The sequence below is a fragment of the Pedobacter sp. ASV28 genome, from assembly GCF_016428855.1.
Taxonomy (GTDB): domain Bacteria; phylum Bacteroidota; class Bacteroidia; order Sphingobacteriales; family Sphingobacteriaceae; genus Pedobacter.
Genome location: NZ_JAELTN010000014.1, coordinates 1 through 20,147 on the forward strand (window position 1 = coordinate 1; position 20,147 = coordinate 20,147).

The following is a 20,147-nucleotide window of genomic DNA, read 5'->3' on the forward strand; positions in this document are numbered from 1 at the left end:
CCCCCCCCCCCCCCCCCCCCCCCCCCCCCCCCCCCCCCCCCCCCCCCCCCTCCCCACCACCCGCCCCCCACCCAGACCTACACTATGGCTCGATCGTCGGCAGCGTCAGATGTGTATAAGAGACAGGATGGCGTCTACTTAATAAGCTCAAAAAGCTAACGTAGACTTTATTTGATAAATCATGCCACAAGACATCCACAAAAATCTTTCCTCCTCCTTTCTTTCTATCTTAAAATGGAGTGCCACTATACTGAGTATTGGTGTAGCTATAGGCTGCTCTTGCGCGTTATTTCTATACTTGTTAGATCAGGTCACCGGTTACAGAGAAAACCATAAATGGATCATTTCCCTTTTACCTCTAGCCGGGTTGAGTATCGGCCTGGCCTACCATTATTGGGGAAAGGAAATTACCAAAGGCAATAATCTTTTGCTTACAGCATATGAAAATCCAAAAAAAGTAATCCCCTTTAGAATGGCGCCATTTATTTTAATAGGCACCCTTATAACCCATTTATTTGGTGGTTCTGCAGGACGCGAAGGCACAGCCATACAAATGGGTGGAGCTATAGCAGACCAGTGTACCAAATATTTCAAGCTGACACAGCACAGCAGAAGAACACTAATCATCATGGGCATTAGCGCTGGTTTCTCTGCTGTTTTTGGCACCCCCCTTGCCGGAGCCTTATTTGCAATCGAGGTTTTGGCTTTCAAAAAAATTGATCTTAAAGCAGTCATAGGTAGCATTTTGGTGGCCTATATTGCTCATTATACCTGTATATCATTAGGTATTCACCATACTCCTTACCTGGTTAGCTCTAACCAAGTGCTTAACTTTAAAAGTTTGAGCTGGAGTGCTTGTACTGGATTAATATTTGGCATAACCGCTCTATTGTTTAGTCGCCTACTACATTTTTGGAACAAAATTTTCTCCAGTACGATTAAATATCCACCTTTTAGGCCATTACTTGGCGGAATATTTATTGTCATAGCCGTGTGGTTGCTCGGCACGAAGTACATAGGCTTGGGCATCCCAACCATAGAAGCTGCCTTTAAAACCCAGCTGAATAGTTACGATTTTCTCCTTAAGATCATACTAACCACCTTTACGCTAGGTGTCGGCTTTAAAGGCGGAGAGGTTACTCCCCTGTTCTTTATTGGGGCAACATTGGGCAATGTACTGATATGGATTGTTCCATTGCCCCTAGATTTACTTGCTGCGATGGGGTTTGTGGCCGTTTTTGCCGGAGCAACACATGCACCTATTGCCTGTACTGTTATGGCCGTAGAATTATTTGGAATTAAGGTCATGCCATTCATAGCGGTTTCATGCTGTATATCTTACTTTTTTTCAGGAACCCACGGCATTTATGCAGACCAATTCATTAGCCGGCCAAAACTCTATTTTCACAAGAAAGTTTTAAGAAGGTATAAAAAAGAAGTTAAACATTAGCTATGTATAATTTCATATACTTTATGCATATAGACGGCCTCATCCATGGCATGGATAAAATCATATAGTTCTGCCCTACTAAACTTCAGGCATAAATCTGGAAAGGGCGTAGAAAGCATAACAATACGATTACCATCTGGACCAAACTCATGATACTTATCAAAATTGAGTTGCTTTGCCACGTTCACAAACTCAAAAAACTGCGTATATGAAAAGCTTAAAAGCACTCCCGGCTTCCATATGTTGATCATCCTACAATGATTACACTGGGTAATCTGAATATCTCCTGAATTGGCTATAATGGTTTTTTCGCACATGATTTTAAAACTGGATTTCACAAATATCTCATTATTTAGAATAATTCCAAATAACAAGAGCTATTATTTATATTTTGTTATCAACATGTGACAAATTAATTCAGCACATCAATTCAACTCTTTAAAAAAATCCGACTAATAACTAACTTAGAAGTTAATTAAATTGAATTCAATGAAAACAACTGGATATTCTGGTACACCCTTGGCAAAAAAATTGGGCATAAAGGAGCATTTTAAATTATTATTAATCAACACCCCCGCTCATTACTTTGACTTATTAGTGGACCTTCCCAAAATTCTAGAAATAAACGAATCATCACCTCAAGACCTCATACACTATTTCACCAAGCAGCTTTCAGAATTAGATCGTGAGTTACCCTTCTTAAAGAGCCAAATAAAAGACAATGGAATGATATGGATTTCTTGGCCCAAGAAATCGGCCAAGGTGCCAACAGACCTAACTGAAGACTTAATTCGAGAAATTGCAATCAAAAATGGCCTTATAGATGTTAAAGTATGTGCAGTAGATGAAATATGGTCTGGTTTAAAACTGGTAATTCCAGTTAAGAACAGAAGAATATAAGCACCTCTACTGTCGGCATTTATACATTTAATCTAATAACAGAACCATGAAGACAGACAGCATTGTAATAGAGAGGACACTTCATGCACCCATAGCTAAAGTTTGGAGCGCTATTACCAACAAAGACGAAATGAAGGAATGGTATTTCGATCTAGAAGAGTTCAAACCAAAAGTGGGCTTTAAATTCGATTTTATAGGTGGGGATAAAGATCAAGCACAATACTTACATCTTTGCGAGGTTCAAGAAGCTGAAGCAGAGACTAAACTATCCTATACTTGGCGATATGACAATTATCCTGGAAATTCATTAGTTACTTGGGAACTAATGGACAAGGGAGAAAAAACCATACTTAGGCTTACCCATGCTGACGTACATACGCTCGCGGAAGGAGGACCAGATTTCGCTAGAGAAAATTTTGTAAAAGGCTGGACCTATATTATACATACTAGCCTAAGAAAATATCTAGAGGCCAATAACATAGAGAAATGATCAGATCAAAGCCTTACAAATTCTTTTGATCAAACCAGGTCCTTCATAAATAAAACCCGTATATAATTGAACCAATGAAGCGCCTGCATCTAATTTTTCTTTCGCATCTTCTGGTGTATGTATACCACCTACCCCTATAATTGGAAATGATTTGCCAGATTTTTGTGCCAAATAACGAATGACTTCAGTTGAACGCTTGGTCAATGGCTTGCCACTCAAACCTCCCATTTCACTTTTCAATTTTTCCTCTGCATATAGACCATTTCTGTCAATGGTGGTATTGGTCGCTATTACTCCGGCAATATGGGTTTCCTTTACAATCTCAACAATATCGTCTAATTGTTCGTTGGTCAGATCTGGAGCAATCTTCAATAAAATGGGTTTAGATCTATTGTCTTTGTTATTACGTTTCTGTAAAGTATTCAGCAATTCTTTAAGGGGTTCCTTTTCTTGCAAGGCACGTAAACCAGGTGTATTGGGCGAACTTACATTTACCACAAAATAATCGACCACGTCAAACAAACAATCAAAACACTTCACATAATCGCAAATGGCATCTTCATTCGGCGTATTCTTGTTTTTACCAATATTTCCACCTACAATAATACCCGGTTCCCTATTCTTCAACAGGCGAAGCCGCTCTGCCATTACATCTACCCCCTTATTGTTAAAGCCCATCCTGTTAATAATCGCATGGTCATCCTGTAAACGGAACATTCTTGGTCTGTCGTTACCAGGTTGTGGCAAAGGCGTTACCGTACCCACTTCAATAAAGCCAAAGCCCAGATTACTTAAAGCCTCTACATATTCGCCATTTTTATCAAAGCCTGCAGCCAAACCCACCGGATTTTTAAACTTTAGGCCAAAAACTTCGCGTTCTAATCCTTTATAACTGATATCATAATTTCCACGCAATATGGTTTTTCCCAAAGGGAAGAAATCATGGAACCATTTTAAGCGTTTAACCACAAAATGATGAACATTTTCTGGATCAAATTTGAAAAATATGGGTTTTACAAGGCGATACATAGTGCGAAGATAGGAAAAAAGTCAAATCTATTAAAAGACCAAATCGTTTTGTTCCTTTTCCTAAGTAAAGACCAAGATGTCACCCTTCAAACTTCATCATCTCCACTTTTTTTTGAAGATGATGAAGGATAGAGTTTTGTACAGCGTTTCAAAAACATTCTTTTAATAAGCTGCCGTAAATCTTTGTTTTGGGTGTTTATTTTGTTCTATTTCATCAACTACGGCTACTGCCAAATCTTGAACCGAAAGTATGCTTCTGCCTTCTTCGTTAAAAACCGGATTTTCTAATCCCAGACGATATTTTCCTGTACGCCCAGTGGTAATCCCTTGGTGCATTTCAATAGCGGGGCTAAAGAAAGTCCAATCCAGGTCCTTTTCTTTCTTGAGCAGGTCCAGATAATCTCTAGCTGCAGTTGCTCCAGGTTTAATCTCTGCTGGAAAATTTGGACCATCTACCAGTTGCTGCCCATCTATGAACAAGCTACCTGCCCCACCAATTACCACCAAGCGTTTAACGCCAGCCTCCTTCACAGCCTTTTGTATGGATTCTGATCCTTTAATAAAATCGTTGTAGATGTTAGGATTGGTCCAACCAGCATTGAATGCACTCAACACTACATCAGCACCTTTTAAAGCGGCTGTTAAAGCAGTCTCGTCAGTCACATCTACACTTTGAGAAATTACATTTTCTTTCTGCGCTACTTTAGTGGCATCTCTTGCTATTGCTAAAACTTCATGTCCCCTATTAGCTAATTCTTCTACTAGATTTTGGCCAACAAAACCTGTGGCACCAATTACTACTACTTTCATGTTTTATTTTTTTTAATTTATCATTCTCTAAATTGTAACTTAATTTATTACAGTTTTGTTTAAAAAAATATCAAATACCTAAGTAAAACGATGGCTAAAATCGGCCAAGGTCTGTTTATTAAGTTGGGATATTAAAATCTGTTCTGTTTCATCATATAGATCATTCAAATGCGAGTTGATGTGCTTCCCTACTGTACATGATGGATTAGGCTCATTTTTTTGGCTACCTAATAAATGCGATTGTCTTACGCTTTCATAAAGGGCTCCAAGCGTAATCTCTTCTGCCGGCTTCGCTAATGTTGCTCCGCCATTTTTTCCCTCTTTACTAGCTACAAAACCTTTTTTCCTTAAATTAATCAATTCCTTTCTTACCAAAACAGGATTAATGTTAATGCTTCCCGCCATATACTCCGACGACAGCAATTCACCTTTTGCCTTATCAAGCAAAACCAAAATATGTAGAGAAATGGCAAATTTTCCGTTGTTCATTCTGTAATATTAATTATTACAGTACAAATATAATGCATTATTTTCCATTCTGCCAAATGTGTTGCAAAATTTTGTTAAAAAAGTTGGCACATGGACAAAATCAGCTATTTAAAACTATCTTTGCAATGAACGCCAAAATCTATTTTATCTTGAAGAAGTTTTTTAAAATCCTTGCCATAAGCGTCATATCGCTTCTAGCTTTATTGTTCATCATCCCCTACCTCATTCCACAAACCATCAACAAACAGATTACCCAAACCATTAACCAGAACATTAAAGGTAAAGTAAGCTTTAAAGGTACGGGACTGTCTTTTTTCAGCCATTTTCCCTCTCTTACCCTAAATCTGGAAGAGTTTCTATTAAAAGGTTCTGCGCCTTTTAAAAATGACACCTTGATCTACACCAAACAATTATCCCTTGGAATTAATCTACTTTCGTTATTTAGTAATCAGATCAAAGTTGATGAATTTTACCTGGACAATGCCAAGATCAATATCCTTTCCGATGAACAGGGACATGCCAACTATAATGTGTACGATAGTAAACCGAATGGTAAACAAGCCAGCGACACTAGCAACACGGCCATAAAAATAGAAGGTATATATATTAAAAATAGCGATTTGGTATATAATGATAAATCAATACCCATGCAGATTAATGCAAAAGGAGTCAATTATTCGGGCACTGGAGATCTGAGCCATGCCATTTTTGATTTAAAATCAAAGCTATCCATTGCCGATGCCGATATCTATTACAACAACATACCTTACCTATTAAACAAAAAACTAAATGCCAAACTGATTACCAAAGTTAATACCAACTCTTTAGATCTTGTATTTGATGAAAATGATCTTAAAATCAATTCTCTACCTATCCGTTTTGTGGGCCGTTTTTCTTTCTTGAAAGATGGTTACGATATGGATTTTAAGACCGACGCCAAAGAAACCGATCTGCACAATATCTTTACTGCGCTCCCACCTGAAATTGCGGAAAGGTTAGAACGTACCAACATTAAAGGCTATGCAGAGATTGACGCCTCATTGGTTGGAAAGTACATTGCCCAAAGTAACACCATGCCTACCTTAAACTTTAACATGAAGGTAAGAAAGGGCGAAATTACGAATCCAAATGCACCAGAATCGATTAAAAATCTTTTCCTAAACCTACAAACAAGACTTCCAAGTTTGAATCCAGATAGCCTGTATCTTAACATGGATAGCCTGTTCTTCAACATTGGCAACGATTATCTATCCTCAGTCACCAAAATACAGGGCCTAAAAGAACCTGAAATCTATACCAAAACCCGTTCAAATATCGATTTAGAAAAATGGGCCAAAGTAGTCAACTTAGATAGTCTAGATCTTAAGGGACGATTGTTTATGGCCATTCATGCCGATGGTAAATACAGCAAAAAAGTGGTTAAAAGTGGCATAAGAAAAATAGATACTGTAATTGCTACCGTACCAAAATTCGAGGCCAAAATCAAACTTACCGATGGTTATTTCAAATATGCCCCATTGCCTTCTCCCATCGACAAAATTGCTTTTGATTTTACGGGTTCAAACACCAACGGCGATTACAAAAACACTAAACTGGAAATCATCAATATTGACATAAATGCCATGTCAAACTATATTAAAGGTTATTTTAAGCTACAAACTGTTAACAATATTACGGTAGACCTGGGATTAAAAACAGCTATCAACTTTTCGGAGATCAAAAACTTCTATCCGATCAAAGGCCTGGTGTTAAATGGTAAACTTTCTGTAGACCTAAATAGCAAAGGCTCATATGATAAAACCAAGAAATTATTTCCAGTTACCCATACCCTGATCAAACTGGATCATGGTTATATCAAGACCAGTCATTTTAGCGAAGCTTTAGAAAAAATTGATATTGATGCTGCGCTTACCAATACTGATGGCACACTGAAAGGCACTTTATTAAACGTAAAACCCATTTCATTTGAAATGGCGGGACAACCATTCATGCTGAAAGCCAATGTGAGTAATCTTGAAAATGTATCTTATCATATTAGTTCGAAAGGCACCTTGGACATTGGCAAGCTCTATAAAGTCTTTGCTATCCCTGGCTATCAGGTTAATGGTCTCATCTACACTAATGTTTCGTTTAAAGGTTTACAAAGTGATGCTATGGCAGGTAGGTATGGTAGACTACAGAATAACGGCATGATGAACATCAAGGAATTGAATGTACGGACAGATATGTTCCCTCATCCATTTCTAATCAGGAATGGAAAGTTCTCTTTTACTTCTTCTGCCATGAAATTTGAAGAGTTCAATGCTTCTTATGGCGGGTCTGACTTTAAATTGAATGGAAATTTAGGGAATTATATCAATTATGTCTTTGATGAAAAGGCCAAACTTACCGGAAGTTTTATGCTCCACAGCAACAAGATCGTTGCCGATGAATTTATGGCCTACGCTGGCGAGACCAGTACGCCTACAAACAGCACCAGCAAAGGCGTTATCCTTATCCCGAACAACCTCAACATCAGTTTCAGTGCCAATGCCAACAATGTTGCTTATAATGGACTGGACCTGAAGAATGCCAAAGGAACGCTTACCGTAAACAACGGCCAATTGACCTTATCACAAACTGGATTTGACGTGGTTGGTGCTAAAGTAGCTATGGATGCCACCTACAAGAGTTTAAGCCCTACCTCGGCCAATTTCGATTTCAAGCTAAGCGCCAAAGAGTTTGATATTGCCAGGGCCTACAAAGAGATTAAATTATTTAGGGAAATGGCTACTTCTGCCGCCAAGATTAAAGGTATTGTAGGCTTAGATTACCAATTAGCAGGCCGCTTGAATGAAGAAATGTATCCTGTTTTCCCCTCTATTAAAGGAGGCGGCACATTAACGCTAAAAGAAGTCAAGCTAGCAGGCTTTAAAATGATGAATGCGGTAAGCAAGGCTACAGACAGGGATACCTTAACCAATCCCAACCTTAAGGATGTGGTAGTTAAAACCACCATTAAAAACAACATCATTACCATTGAGCGTACCAAAATGAAAATTGCCGGATTTAGACCGCGTTTTGAAGGTCAAGTGAGTTTCGATGGCCGGTTAAACCTTAGTGGCAGATTGGGTCTTCCGCCCTTTGGTATCATTGGTATTCCCTTAAGTGTTACAGGAACACAGGAAAAACCAATAGTAAAACTAAAACGAAACAAAGAAGGCAAACTAGAAGAAACAGAGGATTCAGAAAGCAAATAATTGACATCGAAATTATCCTTAGGATAACGGCCTTCTATCAATGTCCTACTTTATTGGCCCTTGGCCCATTACAGTAGGGCATTTTTTCTTAAAAAATCATTCCCAAACAGAATACTCAAAATCGTAAAGCCGAATCCCAATTCGTCAATCAAATTACGTACTTTTGTGCCCAAATGATTTCTATAAACGATTTAACTTTTTTAATTGGCTCAAGGGCCTTATATGATGAAGCTGATTGGCACATCAAGCCAGGCGATAAAGTGGGATTGATTGGTGCCAATGGAACCGGAAAATCTACCTTACTCAAAATAATTGTTGGCGAATATGCCCCTACATCGGGTAGTATTTCGATGGCCAAAGACCTAAAAATCGGCTATCTGAACCAAGATTTACTTTCTTATGATTCACACCATAGCATTTTACATGTGGCCATGGAGGCTTTCGAACGCCAGAACAAATTACATGATGAGATTGAAGACCTGCTCAAAAAAATCGAAACTGATTACAGTGAAGAGATCTTAAATAAACTAAGTGACAAACAACAAGAATTTGAAGCTTTAGATGGCTATAATATCGAGTATCGTGCCAATGAGATCCTAGCAGGTTTAGGATTTAGCACCAACGATCAGCAAAGGCCATTGAATACCTTCTCTGGAGGTTGGCGCATGCGGGTAATGTTGGCTAAAATTTTACTACAAAACCCTGATATCCTTTTACTCGATGAGCCTACCAACCACATGGACTTACCGTCTATTAAATGGTTGGAAACCTATCTGGGTGGTTTCGAAGGAGCCATTGTAATCGTATCGCACGATAGGTATTTTCTAGATAAAATCGTTAACAAAACCGTCGAATCAAGAAAAGGAAAACTGACTACCTATGCTGGCAATTATTCCTTCTACCTGGAAGAAAAAGCATTAAGGTCAGAAATACAACGTGGCGAATTCAAAAATCAGCAGGCCAAGATCAAACAGGAAGAACGTTTGATTGAACGTTTCAGGGCCAAGGCAAGTAAAGCTAAAATGGCACAATCGCGTATGAAGGCCTTAGATAAGATGGAGCGTGTAGAAGATGTTGACGATGATAACCCTACGGTAAACTTTAGCTTTAAATTCAGCAAGCCTTCAGGCCGTCATGTGGTCCGTATTGAACATGCCTATAAAAGTTATCCTAACGTTGATATCCTGAAAAATGCCGAAGGGGTAATAGAAAAAGGAGATAAAATTGCATTGATCGGAGCCAATGGTAAAGGTAAATCTACCTTATTGAGAATTATTGCTGGTACCGAAAAATTTGAAGGCTTCTGTGAAACCGGACATAATGTAACCACTACCTTTTTTGCCCAACATCAATTAGAATCCCTACACTTAGACAATTCTATATTGGAAGAGCTCCAAGCTTTTGCCCCTAAGCATAGCGACACAGAGTTAAGAGGTATACTAGGCTGTTTCTTGTTTACTGGTGATGATGTATTCAAAAAAATTAAGGTATTATCTGGAGGGGAAAAATCAAGAGTGGCCTTGGCCAAATCACTAACGACCGATTCGAACTTTTTAATACTGGATGAGCCTACCAACCACTTAGATATTCAATCGGTTAATATACTGATTCAGGCTTTACAGCAATATGAAGGTACTTTTATTACCGTATCGCACGATAGGTATTTCCTAGATCATGTGGCCAATAAAATTTGGTTCATAGAAGACGAAAAGATTAAGGAATATCCAGGCACCTACGCAGAATACGAAGAATGGGATTCTAAACGTGTTAAGCCCACTCCTAAACCGATCCCTGTAAAACAGGAAGAGAAAAAAGCTAAAGTAGCAAATGAGCCTGCTTCTCCCAATACGCAACAAAGGTTAAAAAAACTAAATGATCAGCTTAAAAAGGTAGAAGAAGAAATTGCTGCCTTTGAACATAGCGTAACTGAAAAAGAAGCAGAATTAACTAAAGAAGAAGTATTTAGCAATCAACAAAAGCTCGATGAGGCCAATAAAAAATATTTGGCCGAAAAAACTTTATTGGATGATGCGCAAAAAAGATGGGAAATACTGGCCTCAGAAATCATGGAACTTGAAGGCTAATCTGGACTTATCGTCATAAAGCACCTTACAATGAATGAAATAAAATGGGGAATTATAGGTTGTGGAGATGTAACCGAAGTTAAAAGTGGTCCTGCCTTTAACAAGGTTCCCCATTCGCAGTTAGTGGCCGTAATGCGACGAGATGCCCACAAGGCAGCAGATTATGCCAAAAGGCACCATGTTCCAAAATGGTATAGCCGGGCAACCGACCTCATTCATGACCCTGAAGTAAACGCCATATACATTGCCACACCGCCCCTACAACATGAAGCTTATACCATTACCGCACTTGCTGCAGGCAAGCCCGTTTATGTAGAAAAGCCCATGGCCATAGATAGTGCCTCGGCCAAAAGAATGACAGAGGCATCCAATCAATACGGTGTAAAGCTAACCATAGCGCATTATCGCAGGGCACAACCCTTATTCTTAAAAATAAAATCGCTGCTAGAAGAAAAGATTATTGGCGATGTTCTTTTTGTTGATCTAAAGATGCTACAGCCCAAGGCCAGTAATATTATTGCCAATACTGCAGAAAATTGGAGGCTAAATCCGGCTATTTCTGGCGGCGGCCTATTTCATGATCTGGCTCCCCATCAGCTCGACCTGATGTTATATTATTTCGGGCAGGTACAACATTTCAATGGTCTTTCCAGTAAACTGGATCCTTTACAAGCAGTAGACGATTTGGTAACGGGCCACATTTTATTTAAAAATGGTACAATATTTAATGGCCTGTGGTGCTTTTCTGCTTCTGCCGACCAACAAACCGATAGTTGCCAAATTTTTGGTTCAAAAGGTAAAATTAGTTTTTCCGTATTTGGACATCACATTAAAATCAGTCAAAACAATCAAGAAGAAATATTAACTTTCAATCCCCTTGAACACGTTCAACAACCTATGATCGAAAAAGTGGTAAGCTATTTTAGAAATGCGGGTAACAATCCCTGTAGTGCAGAAGAAGCTTTACAGAGTATGAAACTTTTGGATGGATTTACCAAACCATATTAAGCATTTTAAATAATACCGTTTCTCTATTAGGTATAAATCATTTGTTTAGCTAATTTAGTTAACTTGTAATTAAAGCTATGATAAAACTTAAAATACTTATTTGTCTTTTATTCCTCTTTCGCTTATCTGGTGCAAATGCCCAAGCCGAATATCAGAACAAAATATATCAGCCATACATTAAAACTGTAGAATGCTACAATACCATTAAGGAGCAATCTTTCCCTATTATTGCCTTAAAAAGTGGCGAAACCTTAACTTTTGGCTTTGATGATTTACGTGGTGGACAGAAAAACTATACTTATACCATAGAACATTGCACGTGGGACTGGAAACCTTCTGGAATTAATCAAATGGATTATCTGGAAAGCTTTAAGGAGGATATCATCTTCAATTACAGGTATTCTTTTAACACCCTGGTAAAATTCACTCACTACCAGCTCACTTTTCCCAATGACCAGATTAAACCTAAAATAGCTGGTAATTATATCCTGAAGGTTTATGAAGACAGTGATCCAAATAAAGTAGTCATTACACAACGTTTTTACATTGTTAGCAACACTGTAAACATTGGTGCCGAGGTGGTACCAAGTACAGAAGTGGCCAGCAGAAATACCAAACAAAAAATTAATTTTAGCATCTTCTATACTACGCCAATTGCCAATCCTTACTTAGAAGTAAAAGCCGTGGTTATGCAGAATGCCATACCACAAACTGCTATCGTAAATACCAAGCCCTCTTTTGTTAAACAAGGTTCATTGGTTTATAATGATATCAATACCAATCTTTTTTGGGGTGGTAACGAATTTAGAAAATTCGATATCAGAAGCTTCAGGTACAAAGCGGAACATGTAGCCGATATTTATCTTGATAGCACCCAAAATGTTATTCTGTCTACAGATCTGGAAAACAGTTCTTCCAGGTATAGTAACCAATTTGATGAAGATGGTAATTTCTTTATTCGAAATATGGATGGCAGGGATAACATTACCGATAGCGATTATGCCTATGTTCTGTTTTCTTTAAGCGCCCAACTTCCCACACCAAAAGGAAATGTGTATGTGTTTGGACGTTTTAACAATTACGCACTTACAGAGGATAACAAACTCACTTACGAATCCTCAAGAAGAAGATTTTATGGTAACATTAAACTAAAACAAGGGTTATATGATTTCAAATATGTTTGGGTAGACGAAAATAATAAATTTGATGATACCGTATTTGAAGGTTCTTTTTTTGAAACCGAAAACAACTATCAAATTTTGGCCTATTATAGAAGACCAGGCAGCAGATATGATGACCTTGTAGGTTTTACCAATATCAATAGTATAAAAAGGTAAGTTAACCCAACCGGCACACAAAGCTTTCGCTAAACTATTTCAATATCCAAACACTTACACTTCCTGCATTACAATAAAAATCAGCAAAACCATCTTCACCTATTACTATTTCTTCTGCCCTGTAATTTAAGCTATCTATAAAAGTTTTACCGGCAAAATGTTGCCCTACTTCCATTTTTTTAGTCCCAGCCTCTCCATTGCTCAATAAAACGGCAAGGCCTGAATTTTCGAATGCTACATCTCCTTCCCTGGTCCAGCCAATGCAATTGGGATGATCGAGATAATCACGTTGTAGGCCATAGGCAAAATATCTTCTTGCCTTCAACAGTAGCATCAACTCTGGCAAAGCAGCTAACGTTACAGGTGTTTCATTATCCTCATAATCTGCTCCGTAGAGATCGGGAAAGAATATACAGGGTATGCCCTGCTCCCTTAACAATATCATGGCATAGGCCAAAGGGCGAAACCAAAAATCGACATAGGATTGTAAGGCTTGCATAGGTTGAGAATCATGGTTATCGACAAAAGTGACAGCCAATAAGGGATTGACCTGAACCAAGGTATCATCAAAAATCTTGCTGAGATTGTAAGTATTTCCTTCTATAGAGGCCAGATAAAACTGGTGGTGCAACATCGAATCGAAAAGCTGCGTCCTTCCCTCTGTAGTTTCAATATAGCCCTGAAGTTCACCAACATTTTCAATGGTCCAGTTTTCCGAAACAAAAAATAGGTTTTCACTACATTCGGCCTTTACAAAGTCTATCCACTCTATTACAAACCCTGGCGAAATGTGTTTCACCGCATCTAATCTGAAACCGTCTATCTTACAAGTATCATAAAACCACTTGGCCCATTTCTTTAACTCCTCTTTTACGGCAAGGTTTCGGAAATCAATGTCATTACACATCAGGTAATCAAAATTACCGTGCTCTGTAGAGGGTACATTTTCCCATTTATCACCATATTGGTTCTGTATGGAATATATCCCCGTTTCCTTCAGGTCTTCAGCCCAATCGGTTCCACTAAAACATTGAAAATCCCAGGTAAAGTCAGAATATGTTCCCTTCCTACCAGGAAAAGTAAACTTTGTCCAAGCAGCAATTTCAAAGATTTCGGAAATGAACTGATTACGGTTTTCAGGATCAACCTTCCTTACGGGTATATTTTCCAATTCATCGCCACCTGCCTTATGATTGAATACCACATCGGCAATCACTTCAATATGATTTTGCTGAAGTGCTTTTATGGCCGTGAGCAATTCTTCTTTGGTGCCATATTTTGTGGCAACGCTGTTCTTTTGATCAAACTCCCCTAAATCATACAGGTCATAGGTATCATAGCCTTGTGCATGTACTCCATCAGCCCCCTTAAAAGCAGGTGGTATCCACAATTTGGTAATTCCCAAATTGGCCAAATTTTCTGCTTCCTTTGCTATTTTTGTCCATAAGTTGTCTTTTTCGTTATAATACCAATGAAAATATTGAACCAGCGTTTGATTTTGCATATTGAAGAATTAGAGGCTTATTTATTGCAACAAAATCTTCGTTCTTAATGTTTGATATTGGTTCAATTTTATTCAATGATTTGGGGAAACTTTTAAAATGAACAACATACCCATTATCAAAAGACAAATTGACTTACCAAGCCAAATAAAAAGTTCTATAAAGCCTTGGTTTATATCCACGAAAGATGAGCTAACTTAATGGGAAACCTAGTAAAAATTTACTTGGAAAAACAACTCACTTATCCACAAAACAGCAACATTGCCTAATAAAAAAGGATATTGAAACTTATATAGCCACCTTAATCATTATTAGCTATTATTCTATAGCCAAAAGCAATTAATAACCCCTACCGTAAATCTCTATTTTTTCAGCGCCTTGCGAACGATTTTCTTGCGTAGAGAAGATAGAAAAATAATTTGAGCTTGGACATTTCATCTCAGTATATCGCCCATCATGAAAAGGTGCTTCAACCAACGCACCATTCACCATACGATAAATGTAGGTCACTTTCCATTCTGCTCCAACAACCTTCGTATTGGTGGCCTGAACAGGTTTACCTTCGTTTGATACTTGATCAATAGCGTTTACTCGTTTAAACTCTCCCTTGCCAGCAAAAGTGTAACCACCGCACTCAAAATCTCTTTCAAATTTCTTTCCCCCACCCTCAACAGTAAGCCTCAACATACCATTAGAAACGATTTTAACTGACATCCATACCTCTTCTCCAGGATACCAGTAATACCTGGCTTCAGCAGGAGCATTTTCATATAAAGCTGCCTGACCACTCCCTGCATGGGAAGATCTCCTTAAAAATGGTCTAAAAGCCCTCCTATCTGCGGTTACAGCCCCATTCTCCTCACGAATAACTTCCCAAGTTAAACCAATATCGGTTTCCTGTCCGCCCATATTTCCTCCCATATAGATAGAGGGGTTATCTAAAAATTGAGCGGGCTTAGCCGGATTAATCCTAGAAGGATCAAAAACAATGGTGGGCAAAATCACTCGCCCACCAATGCCTCCCCATATGTCTACACTTGAAACCAATTTGCGATAATAAGCACCGGCAAAACAGCTTTTTGAAGCTGCAGGCTGTACCTCTCCTACAAAGAACGTATTATTTGAAGGACTTGGCGATGTGGGTACTACCGTAGTCTTACTGTCCTTCTTTGAACAGGAAAACATCAAACAGCACCATAAAGACAAAATTAGATGACGAATGGACATTGGGTAATGGAGTAAATCAAAAACTAATAATAAAACTTATAAGCATTTTTTTCCGTTGCCGAAGACAGCAAGGCAATCAACAATTGAGGAGAAGCATTTAACGTGTACTCCAATACATTATTTCCTTTTTGCAGGGAGACATTTTTAGCATTTAGCAATACACGACCATTTACATCAGAAACCGTAAAACCAGCTATGCGATTAACCGGCGAATACACATTTACCTTGATGTGTTGATTTGCCGAGCTTGCAATTACGGTAATGTCAGTCTTATTAAGGTCAAACTGAACGGCCACAACAATGGAAGTGGTAAAAGTGCCATCCCTGTCTACACTTTTAAGCTGGTAATAATTTGTTCCATTTACCGGCTTTGTATCCCTATAAGAATAATTTATCAACTCATTAGCATTTCCCTTTGCCCCAATAGTAGCAATACGTTCAAACTTTTTGCCATCTGAAGAACGAAGAATTTCGAAATGTAAGGCATTTTTCTCCATTGAAGTTGCCCAAGTTACATTTACCGCATCGGCATCTTTTCTGGCATTAAACTTACTTAAGGTAATTGGCAACACCTCATTTCTAAGTGCTTGTATAAATGCCCTGTTGGCTACACTGAAACCATCACCCCAACTAATATCTGCATGCGTGTTAATGGTCCCACCCTGTTCATTGATAGTCGCAAAAGCAACGTTTCCTCCATTAACATCCTGTAAAAGTTTTATAGGGTCTACCTTTTGTGCTTTGGTGTAGGTAGATAAGCACAGCATAACCAGTAATATAAAAATATTCTTCATGATCTTAGTTTTTTGATTTGATTAAAATTACTCCAGGCATAGTACGTTCAGTACCGCTATCTGAAGGGCGAACGGTTAATTGATTATTTATACGCAAAGTGGTAGAGCCTCCTCCATCTAAGTTTAATGCAGAAACACAGCCCATATCTTTCATCAAATTGGCCAATTCATTCAAAGTAAGACCCAATACGTTAGGCGTTACTGTGGTATTACCTCCTTCAACCGCTAGCAATATTACTTTGCCAGTAGCGGTGTAACCAATTGCTGATCTTCCCCTCATAGAAGTGTTATCAAGATCGGCAAGCTCTTCAGTTGACGTAACATTTACCACACCATTTTTCACCAGAACAGGCGATCCGCCTACGCCACTTACTACATTCCAAATCGTTCCTCCTGCTGCTGTTGGGATAGGTTGCGGCGCATTATTTACGTTATTTGGAGAGGGTGTTTGATAAGAGTAAACATTGGAACCTACTTTATAGGTCCAAGTAATATCTGGTTGCCAAGTTGGTGACAAACCAAAAGTTCCCCTGGTTGGATAATAGGTACTATTAACGCCATTATAGACATTACGTACAAGAGAAGCCACATTATTTGCAGCGGTAGTACCATTATATTGCAAATGGCTTAATGCCGTAGTATAAAAGAAACCTGCATTTAAACAGGCCAAAACCGTTCCTGTTTCTGCAGAAACAAAACTTTCTGGTGTTTTAAAAGTTGATGAATAGGTAGGTTTAAACTCTACTAACTTTGGATCAAAAACCACAATATAAGCGTTCATTTGCCGTGTCATATAAGGAGTGGTGCAGCGGTAAATCTGTATCCCTGCCGGAAAATTTCTCATTAATTCAGTTTCTTTTTGCCAATAAGATGGTAATGCAACCAATTCGGCATTGCTATCAAAAACAGTGGTATACGATTGGTAGTTAGGATTGGTTAAGTGAACTACGCCTTTTACATTATTTCCTCCCGTATAATTATCATATAAAGATTTAGGACTGGTAATGGCATTCCATACTGGTCTATTAAAATAGTTACCTATACCCAAGCCCAATGCGTGGACAGCTTTATTTGCACCATCGCCAGTAACATCTTCCGTATCTGCCCTAACCAATACCACCTCATTGACCGTAAAATTCCATGCCTTGCCCGGAGCCAAGTCTTCCATATAGCGGGTATCATTTACAGCAATGCTGATTTTAAAATCAGAAGCATCGATATCTGGCGTATAGGTGTTTAGCTCGGTTGCTGAAAGCCTTCGTAAGACAATGGTAGTGCCCGATCTAAGGTTTCTCCACAAATCGATATTATTAAATCTGAATTTAGATCCGCCGTCATCTAGATTGGAACCCCCATTAGCGTAATCTTTAATGATGTATTTTCTGATATCCAAGTGGTCCTGTACCACCAAAAGTTCAGCAACATCATCTACCCCATCTGAAGTACCGCTGTTGAAATAGCGGTTCACTAAGATACTTTGAGCTTTGCCATTATTAAAAAAGCAAATTGCAAAGCAAACAACAAGTAAAATTTTTTTCATAAAGTTTGGTTATTTTGTTAAAAAATTCAAAATCAACGATAAACTTATTAAAATATATAAATAACACGAAATAATTACTAAATTATTTTACTAACTATCGGCAATCACTTAAAAATGAAAGCAATACATTAGGCCACATCAGATATTCAAATCAAACATTAGGGTTAAACTGTCCTTAAAAGAGTTTCATTACTTTCTAATAATTTTAATCAAAAAGCTGGCAGGCAACATAAGCCCGTCTATAAAGAAACGATATATGAATTGCCCAAGCAATATCTTGCAAGCGCTACTTTACATAAATTTAATCTTGAGAACACGCTTAATTTAGTTAATTTAGCCGCATGAGTTTAAACGTTAAAAGCCCTAAAAACTCGTTCACCATTATGAATGAGCTTGTTCTGCCCAACGACACCAACACGTTAAACAACTTAATGGGTGGACGTTTATTACACTGGATGGATATTGCCGCTGCTATTTCTGCTCAAAAACACTGCAACAGGATCGTAGTTACCGCCTCGGTAGATAACGTATCGTTTAAGCAACCCATTAAATTAGGCGATGTAATTACCATAGAGGCAAAAGTAACCCGTTCTTTTCACACTTCTGTAGAGGTACGTTTGGATGTTTGGGCCGAAAATATCCCTTCTGGCAGTAGAGCTAAATCTAATGAAGCTTACTATACCTTTGTAGCACTCGACCAAAATGGGCAAACTATTCCGGTACCTGAACTAAAACCAGAAACAGAAGAAGAAATTGAATTATTTAATGGCGCCTTACGCCGTAGACAATTACGCTTGGTATTGGCAGGCAAAATGCAGCCTGAAGATGCCACAGAACTTAAAGCCTTATTTTTTAAAGATTAAAGTTGCCCATCACAGGCTAGCCTGTATAATTTATCACACATAGGTATAATCATAGTGCTGTTATTACAAAACAAATGGGCTAATTTTCAATAAAGACATTGGCATCTATTTTTATTGGGGCATACTAACCATTCAACTTATTAGAACATAACAGATGAACTTAGATATTCCACATTTCGAACTTCCTTTTTTTACCAACCTACTGATCTTATTAGTTGCCGCCCGATTATTGGGCGAGCTTTTTGAACGGTTCAAGCAGCCCGCAATGATTGGAGAAATTATTGCCGGGATAATTTTGGGGCCCAGCTTACTGAACATCATCCATAGAACTGAGGATATAAAAGTAATTTCCGAGCTCGGTGTTTTCTTATTGGTCATCATTGCCGGACTGGAAATCAACATTGATGATATTTTGGACTCTTTTAAGGGGAAAAATATCATTATTTCTATCATGGCCTTTTTCCTACCTATCCTAAGTGGATTTGCCGTTGGTTATTTCTTTGATAAGGATGTAGCAACCACTGTATTTATTGGTTTATGCGTGGCCATAACTGCTTTGCCCGTCAGTATTAGAATTTTAATGGATTTGGGCAAGATTAATTCCAGTGTGGGCAAGAAAATAATTTCTGTTGCTATTTTTGATGATGTATTGGCCCTCACTATTTTGGGTGTCATTTTACAGGTAAAAGATACCGACCAAACTTTAAATGCCATTATCAAAGTTTCCGCAATATCGCTTTTAAAGCTTTTCATTTTTATCGCTATTTTAATTATCAGCTATTCGCTCATCAGAAAAATTTCAAAGCGGGAAAACTATATTGAAAACAATATCAATAAACTCCTGTCCTTCCTCAAAGGGAAAGAATCGTTATTTGCTTTGTTCTTTGTTTTCGTATTGATCTTTTCAACAATTACGGAGACCCTGGGCTTCCACTTTATTATTGGTGCTTTTTTTGCCTCCATGCTCATCAGCGAAAAAATAATTGGGAAAAGCCATATTGACACGATACACGCCACCACAAATGGGCTGGCCATGGGTTTCTTGGCCCCTATTTTCTTTGCCGGTATAGGCTTAGAATTTAACATTGCAGCAATCAAAAATTATGGATTGCTAATTGCCATACTTGGTGTTTCTTATTTATCAAAGATTTTAGGTGGATTTCTTGGAGGAAAATTTGCCGGATTTAGCAACAAGGTTTCCCTGGTCATGGGAATAGGCCTAAACGCCCGGGGCATTATGGAACTTGTTATTGCCAACATTGCCTATAAGGCTGGCCTTATAGACTTGGAAATATTCTCAATATTGGTCATTATGGGCGTATTAACTACATTAAGCACCCCTTTTATGTTAAAGCAAAGTTTCAATAAATTAGAACGCTAGGGCT

17 protein-coding genes are annotated in these 20,147 nt (G+C 38.3%); 9 read left to right on the forward strand and 8 right to left on the reverse strand.

Annotated elements, in window-relative coordinates:
• The first annotated feature begins 181 nt into the window (after positions 1-181).
• Positions 182-1,450 carry a voltage-gated chloride channel family protein gene (locus tag JHD79_RS06860; protein ID WP_199118475.1) on the forward strand — a complete coding sequence of 423 codons (1,269 nt, stop codon included), beginning with the start codon at positions 182-184 and terminating at the stop codon, positions 1,448-1,450.
• Here the strand turns inward: JHD79_RS06860 and JHD79_RS06865 are convergent.
• Positions 1,447-1,767, reverse strand: coding sequence for a hypothetical protein (locus tag JHD79_RS06865; protein ID WP_199118476.1), 321 nt, complete (start codon positions 1,765-1,767; stop codon positions 1,447-1,449). The two genes, JHD79_RS06860 and JHD79_RS06865, sit on opposite strands and share 4 nt — an antisense overlap.
• A 172-nt stretch (positions 1,768-1,939) precedes the next feature.
• Here JHD79_RS06865 and JHD79_RS06870 point away from each other — a divergent pair, with 172 nt between their 5' ends.
• Both JHD79_RS06870 and JHD79_RS06875 read left to right on the forward strand, forming a co-directional pair.
• Positions 1,940-2,350 (forward strand): DUF3052 family protein, encoded by a 411-nt coding sequence (locus JHD79_RS06870; protein ID WP_199118477.1) that lies wholly within the window; start codon positions 1,940-1,942, stop codon positions 2,348-2,350.
• 46 nt (positions 2,351-2,396) lie between these two features.
• Positions 2,397-2,840, forward strand: coding sequence for an SRPBCC domain-containing protein (locus tag JHD79_RS06875; RefSeq protein ID WP_199118478.1), 444 nt, complete (start codon positions 2,397-2,399; stop codon positions 2,838-2,840).
• Here JHD79_RS06875 and JHD79_RS06880 read toward each other — a convergent pair whose 3' ends face one another.
• The 3 genes from JHD79_RS06880 to JHD79_RS06890 form a co-directional block, all read right to left on the reverse strand.
• Positions 2,841-3,869: a quinone-dependent dihydroorotate dehydrogenase gene (locus JHD79_RS06880; protein WP_199118479.1), complete on the reverse strand. Its 1,029-nt coding sequence runs from the start codon at positions 3,867-3,869 to the stop codon at positions 2,841-2,843. It lies immediately after the preceding gene.
• 162 nt (positions 3,870-4,031) lie between these two features.
• Positions 4,032-4,679 (reverse strand): NAD(P)-dependent oxidoreductase, encoded by a 648-nt coding sequence (locus JHD79_RS06885; protein WP_199118480.1) that lies wholly within the window; start codon positions 4,677-4,679, stop codon positions 4,032-4,034.
• Positions 4,680-4,757: 78 nt separating this feature from the next.
• Positions 4,758-5,168 (reverse strand): Rrf2 family transcriptional regulator, encoded by a 411-nt coding sequence (locus JHD79_RS06890; RefSeq protein ID WP_199118481.1) that lies wholly within the window; start codon positions 5,166-5,168, stop codon positions 4,758-4,760.
• A 125-nt stretch (positions 5,169-5,293) separates the two neighbouring features.
• Here JHD79_RS06890 and JHD79_RS06895 point away from each other — a divergent pair, with 125 nt between their 5' ends.
• The 4 genes from JHD79_RS06895 (at position 5,294) to JHD79_RS06910 (ending at position 12,836) form a co-directional block, all read left to right on the forward strand.
• Positions 5,294-8,407, forward strand: coding sequence for an AsmA family protein (locus tag JHD79_RS06895; RefSeq protein ID WP_199118482.1), 3,114 nt, complete (start codon positions 5,294-5,296; stop codon positions 8,405-8,407).
• 173 nt (positions 8,408-8,580) lie between these two features.
• On the forward strand, positions 8,581-10,491 hold the full coding sequence (locus tag JHD79_RS06900; RefSeq protein WP_199118483.1) for an ABC-F family ATP-binding cassette domain-containing protein: 1,911 nt from the start codon (positions 8,581-8,583) through the stop codon (positions 10,489-10,491).
• A gap of 30 nt (positions 10,492-10,521) precedes the next feature.
• The gene (locus JHD79_RS06905; RefSeq protein WP_199118484.1) at positions 10,522-11,499 is read left to right on the forward strand and encodes a Gfo/Idh/MocA family protein; all 978 of its coding nucleotides are present in this window, start codon (positions 10,522-10,524) and stop codon (positions 11,497-11,499) included.
• Between the two features lie 77 nt (positions 11,500-11,576).
• Positions 11,577-12,836, forward strand: coding sequence for a DUF5103 domain-containing protein (locus JHD79_RS06910; RefSeq protein ID WP_199118485.1), 1,260 nt, complete (start codon positions 11,577-11,579; stop codon positions 12,834-12,836).
• A gap of 34 nt (positions 12,837-12,870) precedes the next feature.
• Here JHD79_RS06910 and JHD79_RS06915 read toward each other — a convergent pair whose 3' ends face one another.
• The 4 genes from JHD79_RS06915 to JHD79_RS06930 form a co-directional block, all read right to left on the reverse strand.
• A complete protein-coding gene (locus JHD79_RS06915; protein ID WP_199118486.1) occupies positions 12,871-14,340 on the reverse strand; it encodes an alpha-amylase in 1,470 nt (489 codons plus the stop codon).
• Positions 14,341-14,677: 337 nt separating this feature from the next.
• Entirely contained in the window at positions 14,678-15,523 is an 846-nt protein-coding gene (locus tag JHD79_RS06920; protein WP_199118487.1) for a hypothetical protein, read from the reverse strand.
• A gap of 65 nt (positions 15,524-15,588) precedes the next feature.
• On the reverse strand, positions 15,589-16,359 hold the full coding sequence (locus tag JHD79_RS06925; RefSeq protein WP_199118488.1) for a hypothetical protein: 771 nt from the start codon (positions 16,357-16,359) through the stop codon (positions 15,589-15,591).
• 4 nt (positions 16,360-16,363) lie between these two features.
• Complete coding sequence (locus JHD79_RS06930; RefSeq protein WP_199118489.1) at positions 16,364-17,899, reverse strand: phosphodiester glycosidase family protein; 1,536 nt, start codon at positions 17,897-17,899, stop codon at positions 16,364-16,366.
• Positions 17,900-18,240: 341 nt separating this feature from the next.
• On the opposite strand from JHD79_RS06930, the gene JHD79_RS06935 reads away from it, so the two are divergent.
• Both JHD79_RS06935 and JHD79_RS06940 read left to right on the forward strand, forming a co-directional pair.
• A complete protein-coding gene (locus JHD79_RS06935; RefSeq protein WP_199118490.1) occupies positions 18,241-18,762 on the forward strand; it encodes an acyl-CoA thioesterase in 522 nt (173 codons plus the stop codon).
• A gap of 154 nt (positions 18,763-18,916) precedes the next feature.
• Complete coding sequence (locus tag JHD79_RS06940; RefSeq protein ID WP_199118491.1) at positions 18,917-20,143, forward strand: cation:proton antiporter; 1,227 nt, start codon at positions 18,917-18,919, stop codon at positions 20,141-20,143.
• The last annotated feature ends 4 nt before the right edge of the window (positions 20,144-20,147 follow it).